This window comes from Singulisphaera chitinilytica (assembly GCF_049331405.1).
In the GTDB taxonomy this organism is placed as follows: Bacteria; Planctomycetota; Planctomycetia; order Isosphaerales; family Isosphaeraceae; genus PoT.
Map to the genome: position 1 here is coordinate 8,243,917 of NZ_CP186274.1, position 14,176 is coordinate 8,258,092.

Here is a 14,176-nt window from a genome sequence, read left to right on the forward strand (position 1 = left end):
ACTCGGACTCGCTCGAATTCAGTTTCAGGCCTTCACGAACTCGGAGGGAATTCGACTCGCACGAGGAATCCATCGGACAACCACCTGAGCTCACCTTAACGCCCGCAAGGCCATGGGTGAGGTGGCATTGTCAGTCCATCCGACAGCCGTCAGTCATGAACGGCCGCAAACGCTTCGCCACACCTCGATCACTTCCGGTTCGACGAGTGCCCCTGCGGCCCCCTGTCTCGCCGCAGAGTAAGACCTCGCTCGTGACCAGACCCGGCAAAACGTGAACGGAAACAAACCAATTTATTGTTGGGCCGGGCCATGACGGATGCAAGATCGACTAATCAATTCAGACTGAATTTCTGCCCTGAGTTGAGACTTCCTCCCAAATGAGACGTCGAGGCGGGCCTGCTTCCCAAAGCAAGGCTCAACAACTACACTGGCGCAAAAGCGGCGTGTTGCGGCGATGATGCGCCGGGGATCACGAGACTTCGCAGGGTCGACCATGGCGACGGCAGAGGAACAGCGGGCGGTCGTTCTTCGAGGGGACGATAATGTGGCGGTGGCCGCCCGCCCCATCCCCAAAGGGTTTCTCCTGACATTCGGCGGCGGACAGGCCGTCGAAGTCCGGGAGCCGATCGCACTCGGGCACAAGGTCTCTCTCGCGGCGATCGAGCCCGGCGCTCCGGTGCGCAAATACGGCCAGATCATCGGCTTCGCCTCGCGAGAGATCCCGCCTGGCACCTGGGTCCACGAGCACAACGTCAAGGCGGACCTCTTCGACCGCGACTACGCCTACGCGACGGAGACCTGGAAGAATCCTCCGGCGATCGTCCCCAGAACTTTCCAGGGCTACCTCCGCCCGGATGGTCGCGTGGGGACCCGCAACTACGTCGCCGTGATCAGCACAGTGAACTGCTCCGCGAGCACGTCGAAATATATCTCCGACCGCTTCCGCGATAACGCGTGGCGCAAGGATTACCCCAACGTCGATGGCGTCTTCGCGATCACGCACAAAGGCGGATGCGCGATGCCGTTCAACGGCGTCGATCATACGACCCTCGAACGGGTCCTCGCAGGCTTCGCGAATCATCCGAATGTGGCGGCGTACGTGATCGTCGGCCTCGGTTGCGAGGTCAGCTTCGCCCAGCACCTCGTCGAGAGCCAGGACCTCGTCCTGCTCGGAGGGGCCAAGACCAACGGCAAGAAGGCGGATCAGATCCGCCCTCGCGTCCTGAACATCCAGGAGCAAGGCGGGATCGCCAAGACAGTCGAGGCGGCGGTGGCAGCGGTCCACCAACTCTTGCCCGAGGCCAATAGCTGGACCAGGTCCGAGCAGCCGGCCTCCAAGATCCACCTCTCGATGGAGTGCGGCGGTTCCGACGGGAACTCGGGGATCACCGCGAACCCCGCCCTCGGCGTGGCGGCCGACCTGCTCGTCGCTCAGGGGGGGACGGCCGTGCTAGGCGAGACGACCGAGATCTACGGCGCGGAACACCTCCTCACCCGCCGGGCCGTGAGCCAGGCCGTCGGCGAGAAACTCGTCGACCGCATCAAGTGGTGGGAGAATTACGCCAAGTTCTTCGGCGCCGAGATCAACAATAACCCATCGCCGGGGAACAAGAAGGGCGGCCTGACGACCATCTATGAGAAGTCGCTCGGTGCCCTGGCCAAGGCGGGGACTAGCCCGCTCGTGGATGTCGTCGGCTACGCCGAGCGCGTCGACACCCCCGGGCTCGTCTTCATGGACACTCCCGGCTACGACCCGCCCTGCACCACCGGCCTGATCGCGGGCGGGAGCAACGTCCTGGTCTTCACCACCGGGAGGGGCAGCGTGCTAGGCCTGAAGCCGACGCCTTGCATCAAGGTCTCGACCAACACGCCAATGTACGATCGCATGATCGACGACATGGACATGAACGCCGGGACCGTGCTCGAGGGCGAGTCGGTCGAGAGCGCCGGGCAGCGGATGTTCGACCTGATCCTCGACGTCGCGAGCGGTCAGCAGACCAAGAGTGAACAACAGGGCGTCGGTGAAGAGGAGTTCGCCCCTTGGCAAATCGGGCCGATTCTCTGAGAAAGAGAGACCCGCGGGTCTACCTCGCGATTATCGCCCTGGTGATCCTGCAGAGTGTGTGGTTGGTCTGGTTCCTGGCCGAGCCCCTCCCGAGCGTCCCCGCGAGCATGGGGGGCGGCAAGGTTCAGCGCTGGATGTTCCTGGCCAGGGCCTTGCCCGAAATCATCCCGGACGTGCGGTTCTCGCAGTCGTACCTCGGCATGGCGCTCGATGAGCTCCGACACGTCGAGTATTTGCCACAGCGCGTCCCGATCCTCCTCGCCGCGACGCTAATCGCGGGCGCGGCGATATCGCTGGGCCAGTCTTTGCTGAGATTGCTGCGACTACGTTCGGTCCTGACCAGGGCCGAACGACTGGCCGTCTCGTATGGCCTCGGCTGCACGGGCCTCGGAATCCTCATGCTGTTCGTAGGCAGGCTCGGACTCCTTTCCCCCTGGCTCATGCGTTCGGGCCTCGGGGCGTTGATGCTCATCGAGTTGGGTTTGAAGGCTCGAGATTGGCGGAGTTCAAAGGGAGTCGCCAACCCACATGATCCGAAACCGAATGCCACGCCCCTGAGCCTCGTCATCAGCCGTGTCGTGAGCTTTGCCGTGGTGGCCGGTCCCTTCGTGATCCTGATGCTGCTCGGCGCGATGCTGCCGACGATCGACTTCGACGCGATCGAGTATCACGTGCAGGGGCCGAAGGAATATTTCCAGGCCGGGCGCATCTCTTTCTTGCCACATAATGTTTACACGAGCATGCCTTTCAGCGTGGAGATGCTCCACCTACTCGGCATGGAGGTGCTCAACGACTGGTGGTGGGGGGCGCTCGTCGGCCAGGTCATGATCGCGCTTTATGCGCCCGCGGCTGCCGCGATGGTCGCCATCGTCGCTGCGCGGTGGGGCTCGCCGCGAGCAGCCTGGATCGCGGCCATTGTGTACCTGAGCACTCCCTGGATTTATCGGCTTGGCGTCTTGCCTTACGTCGAAGGGCCTCTTTGTTATTACCACGCGGCCCTGATCTGGGCGGCGTCGCGAGCCTGGGGATTTGCCGAGCCTAGGTTGAGGGATCGTGCCTGGGTCGTCGTAGGCCTCTTCGCGGGAGGGGCCATGGCGTGCAAGTATCCTGCACTGGTCTCGGCGGTCGTCCCGTTCTGGCTCGTCGCCCTGGCGGCTTCGATCAAGGTTCGATCGCCGAGGGTCGTCCTCGCGTTCATCCTCGGCTGGGGAGTCGTCATGGCTCCCTGGCTCGTCAAGAACGTGATCGACACGGGGAATCCCGTCTATCCGCTGGGTTACAGGGTCTTCGGCGGTTCGCACTGGAGCCCGGAACTCGACGCCAAGTGGTCCAAGGCCCACGGCCCAAGGGCGATTTTGCTGACGGCCCTCGGTTCTTCGCTCGTCGACGTCGCCGGACGATCCGACTGGCAGTCGCCCCTTTATCTTGCGCTGGCCCCGCTGGCGTTCCTGAGGACAGGGACGCGACGCGAATCGTTGCTGCTCTGGGGATTCGTCCTGTATTTATTCGCGACGTGGTGGTTGCTGACCCATCGCCTCGACCGGTTCTGGCTTCCGTTGCTCCCGCCACTCGCGATGCTGGCCGGCTTCGGGGCGGATTGGGTAAGGAGCCGGGTCTGGACGACTTGCCTCGGGTTCATCATGGGGCTGGCGATCATCTCGAACCTCGCCTACTCCTCGACGGCCCTCGTAGGACTCAACGAGTGGACGGGGGATCTCGTCCATCTCAGAACCGACATCCCACGTCGACTCAACCCACCACTCGCCCGCCTGGGAGAGAGCCTCCCGCCGAATTCCAAGGTCCTGCTCGTCGGCCAGGCGGCGGTGTTCCACCTCGATCGTCCCATCGTGTTCAACACGGTGTTCAATGAGGAGACGATCGAGACCCTGACCCGCGACAAGTCCCCGGGCGAGGTCCGGAAAGCGCTGACTGAGCGGGGCATCACGCACGTTTACATCGACTGGTTCGAGGTCAACCGGTATCGTTCCCCGGAGAACTACGGCTTCACCGACTATGTCACGCCGCAGTTGTTCGCGAAGTTCGTGGCGGACGGGATCCTCGAACCGCTCGAGCCGCTCGGCTCGAAGCAGGACCTTTACAAAGTCCGCTGATCGAGACGCGGAATCGCCCGGGACCTGGAGGAATCTCAAGCATGGACGCACTGACGATCGTTACGGGTGGCGCGGGCTTCATCGGGAGCCATTTGGTCGAACAGCTGATCACGCTCGGCCGTCGGGTCCGCGTCGTCGAGCGTCCCGGGGCCGACACGTCCCACCTACCCGCGTCGGTCGAGGTCTTCTCGGCCGACATCCGCGATCGCGCGGCGGTCAAGTCGGCAATGCAAGGAGGACAGTGGGTCTTCCACCTGGCGGCGAACCCGAATCTCTGGGTGCGCGACCGGGCCGACTTCGGCGCCGTCAATCATGTCGGCACGATCAACGTACTCGACGAGGCTCTCGCGGCCGGGGCCGAACGCGTGCTCCACACGAGCACGGAAAGCATCCTGACCTGCGCGAGGAAGTCGGGGCCGATCGCCGAGGATGTCGAGGTCACGCTCGACGACGCCGTCGGTCCTTATTGCCGCTCCAAGCTGCTCGCCGAGCGTGAGGCGATGGATCGGGCTCGTGCTGGCAAACCCATCGTGATCGCCAACCCGACCATGCCTGTCGGCCCCGGCGACCGCGGGCTCTCGCCCCCTTCCCGCCTGATCCGCGACTTCTGCCTCGGCAAACTCCCCGCTCTGATGGACTGTACGCTCAACCTGATCGACGTGCGCGACGTCGCCGAAGGGCTCCTGCGGACGATGGAGCGAGGCGTCCCCGGTCGACGCTATTTGCTCGGAGGCGAGAACCTGACCCTGGTCGAACTGCTCGGGAGCCTCTCGCAAGCCACGGGCGTCCCCGTCCCGAAGTGGCGCGTCCCCTACCCTGTCGGGCTCCTCGTCGCTTACATCAGCGAATTCCTATCCGATCATGTCACGGGCACGCCCCCCAAGGCCACAATGACGGGGGTCCGGCTCACTCGACGGACCATGCACTTCGACGCATCTCGGAGCCTCGAGGCCCTCGGACTGGTGCCTCGCCCCGTCCGCGTCTCACTCGAAGACGCCGTGGACTGGCTGCGTCAATCCGGGCAGATCCCGCCAGCCTCTCGATTGTTGCTCGAAGGGTCCAGGCAACGTTTGGCGTCTTGAACCGGTTCGAAATGGCCGGGGTTGGCCATCCCGCTATGACCAAGACAGCCCGAACTCGCGAGCGAGAGTTTGTTGTGAAATGCTGGGAAGGCCGGGATCGTCGCGTCGATACCCTATATTCACAGCTCAGGGCGATCTTGCTTTCCACAGCCATTTCGTTCTAGATTCCCTGGCGGTTTTGTCCTTATAATGAGTGGCGCGGAAGGCTCGCTACCGGGCGACAATAATCCTTGTGTCGTCAATGATTTCGGTGCAGGACTCGACCATGCCCGCACGCCTGGTGGCACTCGAAGAGGGGGCGGATATACCACTCAACCAGACCATGGTCGTGGTGGGTCGTCATCCTCAATGCGACGCTCGACTCGAGTCCCTCCGCGTCTCGCGTCACCATTGCTGCATGACCCAGGACAAGGGCGAAGTCGTCGTCCGCGACCTGGGCAGCACGAATGGGATCCGGATCAACGGGCAGCGAGTAGAGTCGGGGCGTCTTCGCCCCGGCGACGAATTGGCCATTGCCCACATCCGATATCGCTTCGAGAGCGGGCAATCCCACGAAGTGACCCTGATCGACGACAACACCGAGGATCGGAGTTCCGACGCGAAGTCGTCAAGTCAGCTCATCGGGGCGAATCTCATAAACGGGGACTTCTCGATCTCCGGATCGGCCTCCTCGGATGGTGAGAACCCCCTTGCGGCAGCCGTCCGCGAGATGTTACCCGCAGGCGTGGCCAGCAAGTGCCGGATCAAGGTGATCGTTCAACTGCCCGAAGAGGAAGATGAGTCGGAGAAACTCGACGCATGTCGCCCCAATTCATCCCCCTGAGTGCGGGCCCTTTCCCGGCGATCTCGCTGCAACGCCCCGTGCTGCTCATCGGCCGGCATCCCGAGTGCGACGTCCGGCTCGACCTTTCGAAGATCTCCCGACGCCACTGCTGCATCGCGCTCGCGTATGATCGGATCCTGATCCGAGACCTGGGCAGCCGCAACGGAGTCCGCGTCAACGGCCGCCCCGTGGACGAGGCCCTCCTGAATCACGGCGACGAGGTCGCCATCGGGCCACTTATCTATCGCCTGGAAAACCTCCCGGTCGCCGCGCTCGCCCCGAGCCCCTCTCGCCCACCGCTTCCGCCTCTCCCCAGCTCGGCCAACGGCAGTCCGTCGGAGAGCGACGAGGACTTGATCCCGCTCGACTGAGCGACGAAACGTCTTGGCTCAGGTCATCACGCCTTCCGATTCCTCATGAGTCGATTCCGCGAGGATCGGCCTCGGCTTTGCATTATTTTTCAAATTCAGAGCAAGCCTAACTCAGATCACTCCTTACGTATGAGAGCGAGAATGCCGCGAGGGGAAATTTGTTGCGTCAGCGAGACCTGGCGGTGTGCGAGTATCCTCGCGAATAGTCAGTTTGGAAACGTGCTATTTTCCCTGGAACACCGTAGGTACCCAGATACGAACGTTCTATAATCAAAAAGAGTACGGGGCGGCTCTCGGATCGAATTCACGAGATTGCAACGAGGAGAATCCGTTTCGGATTCTCCCAATAAGAGGAGGTCGTCGATGCCACGAGGTTATCGCTTTGCTCTCGGGGTCGCGTTCGCACTCGCGATCCCCGCGTCGGAAGTCCAGGCTCAGTATTACCCGGGCTATGGCGGCTATGGCTGGGGTGGTTGGGGAGGTGGCGGCGGTGCCACGGTGCAGGGGGATATCGCGCGCGGGCTTGGTTTCTACAACATCGGCGCGGGCGAATACAACCTCAAGACGGCCGAGGCGGATTCGATCAACGTCGACACAGTCACCCGCTGGAACCAGTACCTCTGGCTCTCGCAGCAAGAGGCCAATCGCCGCGAATACCTCCGCATGGCGCAGCGGCAGAAGATGAACCAGGCGGCCACCGATAGCATCTATCGTCGCCTGCGTGACAATCCCACCCCGAGCGACGTCCATAACGGCGACGCCCTCAACGTCGTCCTCGACCAGCTCACCGACCCCCGGATCCACTCCTCCGCCCTTCGGACCGCGAACGACGCTGTCTCAAGCGACATCATCGACGACATCCCGTTCGAGAACGGTAGCGAGGCCGTCGCCCTCAGCCTGAACGAGCTGACCGGCAAGACCGCCTGGCCGAACGCCCTCCAGACCGATCAGTACGCCCAGGACCGCGATGACTGGGCGAAGGCGCTCGAGCAGGCCCTGGCCGAGAATGATCGCGACGAGCGGATCTCGGGCAAGACCCTCAGCACGATCCGCGGCATCGCCACCCGGATCAAGAACAAGCTCGAGTCGAACCTCCCCGAGGATCCGACCGATCGCGGCGAAGCCCGCAACTACGTCAAGACGATGCTCGGACTCTCGCGGATGCTCGGCAATCCCCGCGTCGACAAGGCCCTCGCGGCCCTCGAGCATCACCCCAAGACGACCCTCGGCGGCCTGCTCGGCTTCATGCAGACCTATAACCTCCGATTCGGACCCGCCAAGACCCCCGAACAGCGCGGGATCTACGACGACCTCTTCGGCAAGCTGACTGCCCAGCGGGATCGCGTCCTCAAGGAAACCGGCATCGATGACGCCGGTGCCCCGGTCAAGGCGAGCGGCCATCCGACCGACTTCTTCCAGGGTATGAAGACCGAGCACCTGGAAGACAAGACCCCCGCGAACAACTGAGATTCTTACATTTCCGGTCGCAGGTCGACCGGGGTCTGGATGAATGACAAGGACCTCTCGCCCCCGAGCCGAAAAGCCGGGAGGCGAGAGGTCCTTTTGCTTGGGTCTCCCCAATGCTCGCCCGGAGGTCATCAGCCCTGAACTTCGCGTGAGGCGATACGAACTCCGCCGCTCGCCCGGCGCATCTGCCAAAGCCCTACGACGCCATCGGCACCGCCTGAGATCAACCAATCGCCATCGGGAGAGTAGGACAGGGCCCAGACCCATCCATCGCTCGAATGCAGCCGCTTGAGCATCGTCCCTGTCGCGACATCCCAGATTCGGAAGTTATTGGACGCCCCCGCCGTGGTCAGCGTCGTCCCTTCCGATGCGAAATCCAACTTCTTGACTCCTCGGTCCTCGACACGGATCGTCTTCTGGAGATCCCCCGTCGAGAGATCCCAGAGCTTGACCTCGTCCTCGAGGCATGTCGCCGTCGCGAGCAAAGCGCCATCGGGCGAGACCGCCAGGGCGTCGATCGGAGTGGAATGAACTTGCCAGACCCCGCGAGTCGTGCCCGCTTCGACGTCGCAGACGCGGACGCTTCCGTCCCCCCTCCCGACGATGAGAGTCTTCCCGTCGGGCGCATACGTCATCGACACAAGCCTGGTATCAAGCGACGACGATCCGGGGACGCTATTCTCGTCGGCGAGCACTCTTCGAGGCCTCTGCGTATTGAGGTCCCAGAGTGTGATGTCCCCTTCCGAATCCCCAGTCGCCAGGGAATCGCCGCGAGGGTCGAACGCGAGGTGGCGAACGAGGCGCGGCGATTCGAGCGAGTAGAGGAGCGACCCCGAAGCCGGGTCATACAGGTTCACGTCGTGGTTCGTGTGTGTCGTGGCGAGTAGCCTTCCGTCCGGGGAGAAAGCCAGGTTCCGCGTCGAGATCTCCTGGGGGACGATCCGAACGCGTCCCGAGAAGACGTCCCAGAGCTTGAGCGAGCCGTCGCTGCCGGCGATCGCCACGGTCCGCCCATCCGCCGAGAAGGATGTCCCGAGGATGAGCCCGTCGCAAGCTTTGATCGACCGATCGGCGTCGAGCCTGGTCGACTCCGACTCGAGCTTATCCCGTTTTGTCTGGACCCCGGAGATCGCCGCGGCCAGCATGAGCAGGCAGGCAAAGACGCCCGGCGTGATCACCCCAACCTGGATGAACCTGGCGGCTTGCCTCGGCCGGCCGGGCTCGATTTCCGGCTCGAACTCTTCCGCGGACCCCATCGCCTGCCGCCACATGATTGAAGCTCCTGGAATCGGTCCTGCGTCGCAAACCGATCTGGTAGGGACTCTCCGCGCGGACGAAGTCCCAGCTTGTGGAGCGAGCACAACACCTCGCTCACAGCCATATCGCAGTCACGACCCGCATCCTCACTTACATTCGTGAGGGACGAGACTTTATTCAATCGAATCGCTAATGTCGACACGCTTCGTCGCGGCAACGATACCGTGACTTCTTAACACAACAAATGTGTCAATCCAAGACAGTTTTAATCCCGACTCCACACGCTTCGGGCTTGACATGCCGAGCCCGCGAAGCAACTGCACACCACATCCGATCTCATCAAGTGATCTTTTCTGGATTTCAGTTCGTGGATCCCCAATCACCTGGGGTCGCCTGTGGCACCGACGAAAAAAGGGCGGCCCCTGAGTCATAGGTGGCCGCCCTCGTGGTTTTCTTGCTCGGTCAGGGCAGATTTCGACGGATTGCGCTGAAGCCAGACTGATCGACCTGAACTTACTTCGCGGACTCAAGATCCTTGCCGACAAGCTCAGGCAAGTATTTCACGGGAAGGGTGCCGTGCGAGAGGACCGCCTCGTGATATCGTCCAAGGTGGAACTTGTCGCCCAGCTGGCGCTGGATCTTCTGGCGTAGGCGATAGAATGCCGTGCGACCGACGAAGTAGGTCGAGAGCTGGGCGGACGATTGCTTGGCGCGAATGATCTTGCCCACCGCCTCGCCTTCGGTCTGGAAGGCCCGGCCAGCGAGCAGCTCCATCGCCTCCTTGTCGGTCATGGTGCCGGCGTGCATCTCGTGGTCGAGGATCGCGTTGACGACAGCCCGCAGATAGAACTTCAACTGCTGGAGGCGAAGCCCCAGGTCCCCTTCCCCGAAGCCCTGGTCGATCATCATCTGTTCGGTGTAGACCGCCCATCCCTCGGCGAACGTCCCCGAGGAGAGGATCTTGCGGATCAAGGAAGGGTTTCGATTGCTGTACTCGAGTTGGACGTAGTGCCCCGGGTAGGCCTCGTGGATGGTGAGAATCTTCAGCATCGCGTGATTATATTCTTGCAACATGCTCATGACCCGGGCGGGCGACCAGTCCGAAGGCGGCGGGCTGATCGCGTACTCGCTGGAGCCCCTCTGGTCCAGAGGAGGGGCCGGGTTGAGGTAAGCGACCGAGTTGCCTCGCATGAACTCGGGCATCTCGATCACGCGGCACTGGTCGGGCTCTGGCAGGTGCAGGATCTCATTCTTGGTGATGAAACCCTTGATAGAATCGACGGTGGCCCTCGCGTCGTTGACGAGCGAGTCGGGCGTGCCGTGATTCTGGGCCACATGGTCGAGGATCTTCTTCACCAGGAGGCGACGCCCATCGGCGTCATCGGGCGGGATGACCTGGCCGGGGAACGTGGTGCCCCAGAGCTGACGGGCGATGACCGCCATCTCGCGCTCGACGCGATCGGCCTCGCGGAGCGCCTCGTCCAGGACCTCGTCCGCAGCCAAGCCGGCGTCGAGTTCCAGGGCCAGCTTCTTGGCGAACTTCTCCTTGCCGATCCGCCACGAATCCCCCGACTTCGGCAGCACGTCTTCCTTGAGGAACTTGAGGAAGTCGGTGAGGGCCTCGGAGACGGCGTTCGCCTTCGCGGCGAGCTCACCCTTGCCTTTGGGCTCGCCTGATAATGTATAGATTTCTTCCTTATAGAAATGGATACCCCCTTCGGTCTGACGCACCGCGGTTTCCGTCTTCACTTTCGCGGGGTCGTGGATCGTCGCCTTCGCGATCTTGAGGATCGCGGGGATCTTCTCCATGCGAGCCAGGGCATTCTTGAGGTTGTTAGCCTTGGGCAGCGTCGACTGCGTGAAGAGCAAATAGACGCTCTCGGTGGCGTACTCGCCGTAAACGCGAGGGTCATCCTCGAAGGGCTTGAAGTTCTCGGCCTGCCAGATCGAGCGGCTCAGGTGATGCTTGAAGATTTCGTAATCGATCTGTGCATTCCGAGAGAGTGATTTGTGTTCGACCTGGCGGGTGAGGTCCTCCAGGACCTGGCGGTCGCGGTCGACCCGCTTCTTCCTGCCCTCCTCGGAGACGTCGTCGAGCTGGTCGTCGAACCGATGGTCGCCGAGCCTGGTCGCGGAGAGCGGCTCGTCGCGGAACATCAGGTCGAGGTACGACCGGAAGAACGTCGCGAGCTTCTCGTCTTCCTGCCGAGCGGCCTCTGCCGCGAAGGAATTTGAGGCCGAGACCGACAATAAAAGCCCTAAGAAACCGAGGAAGACGAAGACGCGCATGCGAGGCATTCCCGGGGGTCATCGAAGCCAACCCTGCCACAACCGCGAGGGTTTCGTGGACTGGATTCTAGCCGACCCCGGCGGATGAAACCAAGGCTTCGATGAAAGCATGGCTCGACCTGGATCTTTTGTTGTGGGCTCAAAAGGCTCGCCGAGCCCGTTCCGGCGAGCGAGACGTAGGGACGGGGGCGGGGATGTCGTTACGTTGACATCGACCTCGGCGGACGCCTATAATCCGGACTCGGCCAAAAATCGAGGCGAATGTACGCGCTGTCGATCGGTGGGTGCTCGGCCGAGCCCCGAGCGACGGGTGGTTGACACTTAGAAGTGGCAGGAGCGGAACGAATGGCCGTTCGAGTTGGGATCAATGGGTTTGGACGCATCGGTCGTCTGGTCTTCCGCGCCTTGGCGGAGCGACCCCAGGACTTCGAAGTCGTCGCGATCAACGACCTCTCCGATGCCAAACACCTCTCCTACCTCTTGAAGTACGACAGCGTTCACGGCCAGTTCGCCGGGACCGTCGAAGCGGGCGAGAAGTCGCTCATCGTCAACGGCAAAGAGATCAAGATCGTCCAGGAGAAGGATCCGGCGAACCTCCCGTGGAAGGACCTGAAGGTTCAGGTCGCCCTCGAGTCGACCGGCTTCTTCACCAACAAGGCCAGCCTCCAGAAGCACATCGACGCCGGCGCCGAGCGCGTGATCCTCAGCGCCCCGCCGAAGGACAAGCTCGACGCCACGATCGTCCTCGGCGTCAACGATGACCTGCTCAAGCCCGAGCACCGCATCCTCTCCAACGCCTCGTGCACGACCAACTGCCTGGCCCCGATGGCCAAGGTCCTCAACGATTCGTTCGGGATCGAAAAGGGCCTGATGACCACCTGCCACGCTTACACCAACGACCAGCGTGTGGCGGATCAGATCCACTCCGACCCGTATCGTGCCCGCGCCGCCGCCATCAACATCATCCCGTCCACGACGGGTGCGGCGAAGGCCGTTGGCGAGGTCATCCCCGAGCTCAACGGCAAGCTCACCGGCTACGCCCTCCGCGTCCCGGTGCCCGATGGATCGATCACCGACCTCACTTCGCTGCTGAAGCGATCGGTGACGAAGGAAGAGATCAACGCCGCAATGAAGGCCGCCGCTGACGGCCCGATGAAGGGCATCCTCCAATACACGACCGAGCCGCTCGTTTCGAGCGACATCATCGGCAACCCGCACTCCAGCATATTTATGGCCGACTGGACGAGCGTCATCGACGGGAACCTCGTCAAGACGATCGCCTGGTACGACAACGAGTGGGGCTACTCGAACCGCACCGTCGAGTTGATCGCCAAGGTCGCCAAGTTGGGCTGATCCTGCTGACTCCAAGGCTTCTGACCGATGCCCAACATCCCGACACGTGTCCGGGTGTTGGGCATCCGGCGTAAGACTTCCTCCAATCGAGGGTCATCCCGTTGCCGAAGCAGACGATTCGCGACCTGGACTTGAGCGGCAAGCGAGTGCTCGTCCGGGTCGACTTCAACGTGCCGCAGACGAAGGACGGGGCGGTTTCCGATGATCGACGGATCCGTGCCGCCTTGCCGACCCTGAACTTCGCGCTGGAGAAGGGTGCGAGCCTCGTGCTCGTCAGCCACCTCGGCCGCCCGACGGGTAATCCCGAGGAAGACGCCCCCTTCAAGCTCGACCGAGTCGCCGCCCGCCTCCAGGAGCTGATCGGCCGCCCGGTCAAGAAGGTCAACGACACCGTTGGCCCCGAAGCCCAGGCCGCGGCCGCAGCCCTCAAGCCGGGCGACATCCTGGTCGTTGAGAACGTTCGCTTCAACAAGGGCGAGAAGAAGGGCGACCCCGCGTTCGCCAAGCAACTCGCCGGCCTGGCCGATGCTTACGTCAACGACGCCTTCGGCACCTGCCACCGCGACGAAGCCTCGATGGTCGCCGTCCCCGAGGCCTTTCCGGCCGAGAACCGCGCGATCGGCTTCCTCGTCGAGAAGGAACTTCAGATCCTCGACACCCTGTTGGGCAAACCCAAGCCCCCGATGGTCGCCGTCATGGGCGGGGCCAAGGTGTCTGACAAGATCCTCGTCATCGAGAACCTGCTGAAGCGGGTCGACAAGCTCCTCATCGGCGGGGCGATGACGTACACGTTCCTCAAGGCCCAGGGGCACTCGATCGGTAAGAGCCGATCGGAGGCCGACAAGCTGGACGAGGCCAACAAGCTACTGGAACTCGCCGGCTCGAAGCTCGTCCTGCCGGTCGACCACCTGATGGCGACCTCGCTTGACGTGGGTGCCGAGACGAAGGTCGTTGAGGGTTCAGACCTGCCCGACGGCTGGCTCGGCCTCGACATCGGACCCAAGACGGCCGCGGCCTACGGCGAGATCATCAAGAACGCCGGCACCGTCGTCTGGAACGGCCCGATGGGCAAGTTCGAGGACGAGCCCTACCGCAACGGTACCCTCAAGGTGGCCGAGGCGATGGCGAGTTCCCCGGCCGTCACGGTCGTCGGCGGCGGTGAGACTGCCGAGGCGGTCGAGACATTCGGATTCGCCGACAAGGTCTCGCACGTTTCGACGGGGGGAGGGGCCTTCCTCGAGTGCCTCGAAGGAAAATCCTTCAACTCTTTGAAGGTCATTCCCGATCGATAACGAATAGGGCGTCCTCATCCCTTTGGGGACGCCCTCCTTTTCTGGGCTCTTGCCCGTCCCTTGCGG

10 protein-coding genes are annotated in these 14,176 nt (G+C 62.8%); 8 read left to right on the forward strand and 2 right to left on the reverse strand.

All coding sequences use genetic code 11. From position 1 onward, the window contains the following. The first annotated feature begins 493 nt into the window (after positions 1–493). The 6 genes from ACOYYX_RS32200 to ACOYYX_RS32225 all read left to right on the forward strand — a co-directional run bounded on the left by ACOYYX_RS32200 (position 494) and on the right by ACOYYX_RS32225 (position 7,919). Positions 494–2,065 (forward strand): UxaA family hydrolase, encoded by a 1,572-nt coding sequence (locus tag ACOYYX_RS32200; RefSeq protein ID WP_422926760.1) that lies wholly within the window; start codon positions 494–496, stop codon positions 2,063–2,065. Beyond that, the gene (locus ACOYYX_RS32205; RefSeq protein ID WP_422926761.1) at positions 2,041–4,176 is read left to right on the forward strand and encodes an ArnT family glycosyltransferase; all 2,136 of its coding nucleotides are present in this window, start codon (positions 2,041–2,043) and stop codon (positions 4,174–4,176) included. Before ACOYYX_RS32200 ends, ACOYYX_RS32205 begins: the two co-directional genes overlap by 25 nt. A 41-nt stretch (positions 4,177–4,217) precedes the next feature. Then, entirely contained in the window at positions 4,218–5,258 is a 1,041-nt protein-coding gene (locus tag ACOYYX_RS32210) for an NAD-dependent epimerase/dehydratase family protein (RefSeq protein WP_422926762.1), read from the forward strand. A 265-nt stretch (positions 5,259–5,523) separates the two neighbouring features. Beyond that, complete coding sequence (locus ACOYYX_RS32215; protein ID WP_422926763.1) at positions 5,524–6,081, forward strand: FHA domain-containing protein; 558 nt, start codon at positions 5,524–5,526, stop codon at positions 6,079–6,081. Continuing rightward, complete coding sequence (locus ACOYYX_RS32220) at positions 6,057–6,452, forward strand: FHA domain-containing protein (protein ID WP_422926764.1); 396 nt, start codon at positions 6,057–6,059, stop codon at positions 6,450–6,452. The genes ACOYYX_RS32215 and ACOYYX_RS32220 overlap by 25 nt, the downstream gene beginning before the upstream one ends. 363 nt (positions 6,453–6,815) lie before the next feature. Further along, positions 6,816–7,919 (forward strand): hypothetical protein, encoded by a 1,104-nt coding sequence (locus tag ACOYYX_RS32225; protein WP_422926765.1) that lies wholly within the window; start codon positions 6,816–6,818, stop codon positions 7,917–7,919. A 131-nt stretch (positions 7,920–8,050) separates the two neighbouring features. On the opposite strand, the gene ACOYYX_RS32230 is transcribed toward ACOYYX_RS32225, so the two are convergent. Further along, on the reverse strand, positions 8,051–9,190 hold the full coding sequence (locus ACOYYX_RS32230; protein WP_422926766.1) for a WD40 repeat domain-containing protein: 1,140 nt from the start codon (positions 9,188–9,190) through the stop codon (positions 8,051–8,053). A 499-nt stretch (positions 9,191–9,689) separates the two neighbouring features. Next, positions 9,690–11,465, reverse strand: coding sequence for a DUF885 domain-containing protein (locus tag ACOYYX_RS32235; RefSeq protein ID WP_422926767.1), 1,776 nt, complete (start codon positions 11,463–11,465; stop codon positions 9,690–9,692). A gap of 345 nt (positions 11,466–11,810) precedes the next feature. On the opposite strand from ACOYYX_RS32235, the gene gap reads away from it, so the two are divergent. Together gap and ACOYYX_RS32245 are read left to right on the forward strand one after the other, a co-directional pair. After that, on the forward strand, positions 11,811–12,818 hold the full coding sequence (gap, locus tag ACOYYX_RS32240) for a type I glyceraldehyde-3-phosphate dehydrogenase (RefSeq protein WP_422926768.1): 1,008 nt from the start codon (positions 11,811–11,813) through the stop codon (positions 12,816–12,818). A 101-nt stretch (positions 12,819–12,919) separates the two neighbouring features. Next, positions 12,920–14,110 (forward strand): phosphoglycerate kinase, encoded by a 1,191-nt coding sequence (locus tag ACOYYX_RS32245; RefSeq protein ID WP_422926769.1) that lies wholly within the window; start codon positions 12,920–12,922, stop codon positions 14,108–14,110. Positions 14,111–14,176: the final 66 nt, after the last annotated feature.

What these genes read in the sequence shown, in the direction of transcription:
- gap (WP_422926768.1), top strand. Translation starts at nt 11,811, where the DNA reads ATGGCCGTTCGAGTTGGGATCAATGGGTTTGGACGCATCGGTCGTCTG.
- ACOYYX_RS32235 (WP_422926767.1), bottom strand. Translation starts at nt 11,465, where the DNA reads ATGCGCGTCTTCGTCTTCCTCGGTTTCTTAGGGCTTTTATTGTCGGTC.
- ACOYYX_RS32215 (WP_422926763.1), top strand. Translation starts at nt 5,524, where the DNA reads ATGCCCGCACGCCTGGTGGCACTCGAAGAGGGGGCGGATATACCACTC.
- ACOYYX_RS32210 (WP_422926762.1), top strand. Translation starts at nt 4,218, where the DNA reads ATGGACGCACTGACGATCGTTACGGGTGGCGCGGGCTTCATCGGGAGC.
- ACOYYX_RS32200 (WP_422926760.1), top strand. Translation starts at nt 494, where the DNA reads ATGGCGACGGCAGAGGAACAGCGGGCGGTCGTTCTTCGAGGGGACGAT.
- ACOYYX_RS32220 (WP_422926764.1), top strand. Translation starts at nt 6,057, where the DNA reads ATGTCGCCCCAATTCATCCCCCTGAGTGCGGGCCCTTTCCCGGCGATC.
- ACOYYX_RS32230 (WP_422926766.1), bottom strand. Translation starts at nt 9,190, where the DNA reads ATGTGGCGGCAGGCGATGGGGTCCGCGGAAGAGTTCGAGCCGGAAATC.
- ACOYYX_RS32225 (WP_422926765.1), top strand. Translation starts at nt 6,816, where the DNA reads ATGCCACGAGGTTATCGCTTTGCTCTCGGGGTCGCGTTCGCACTCGCG.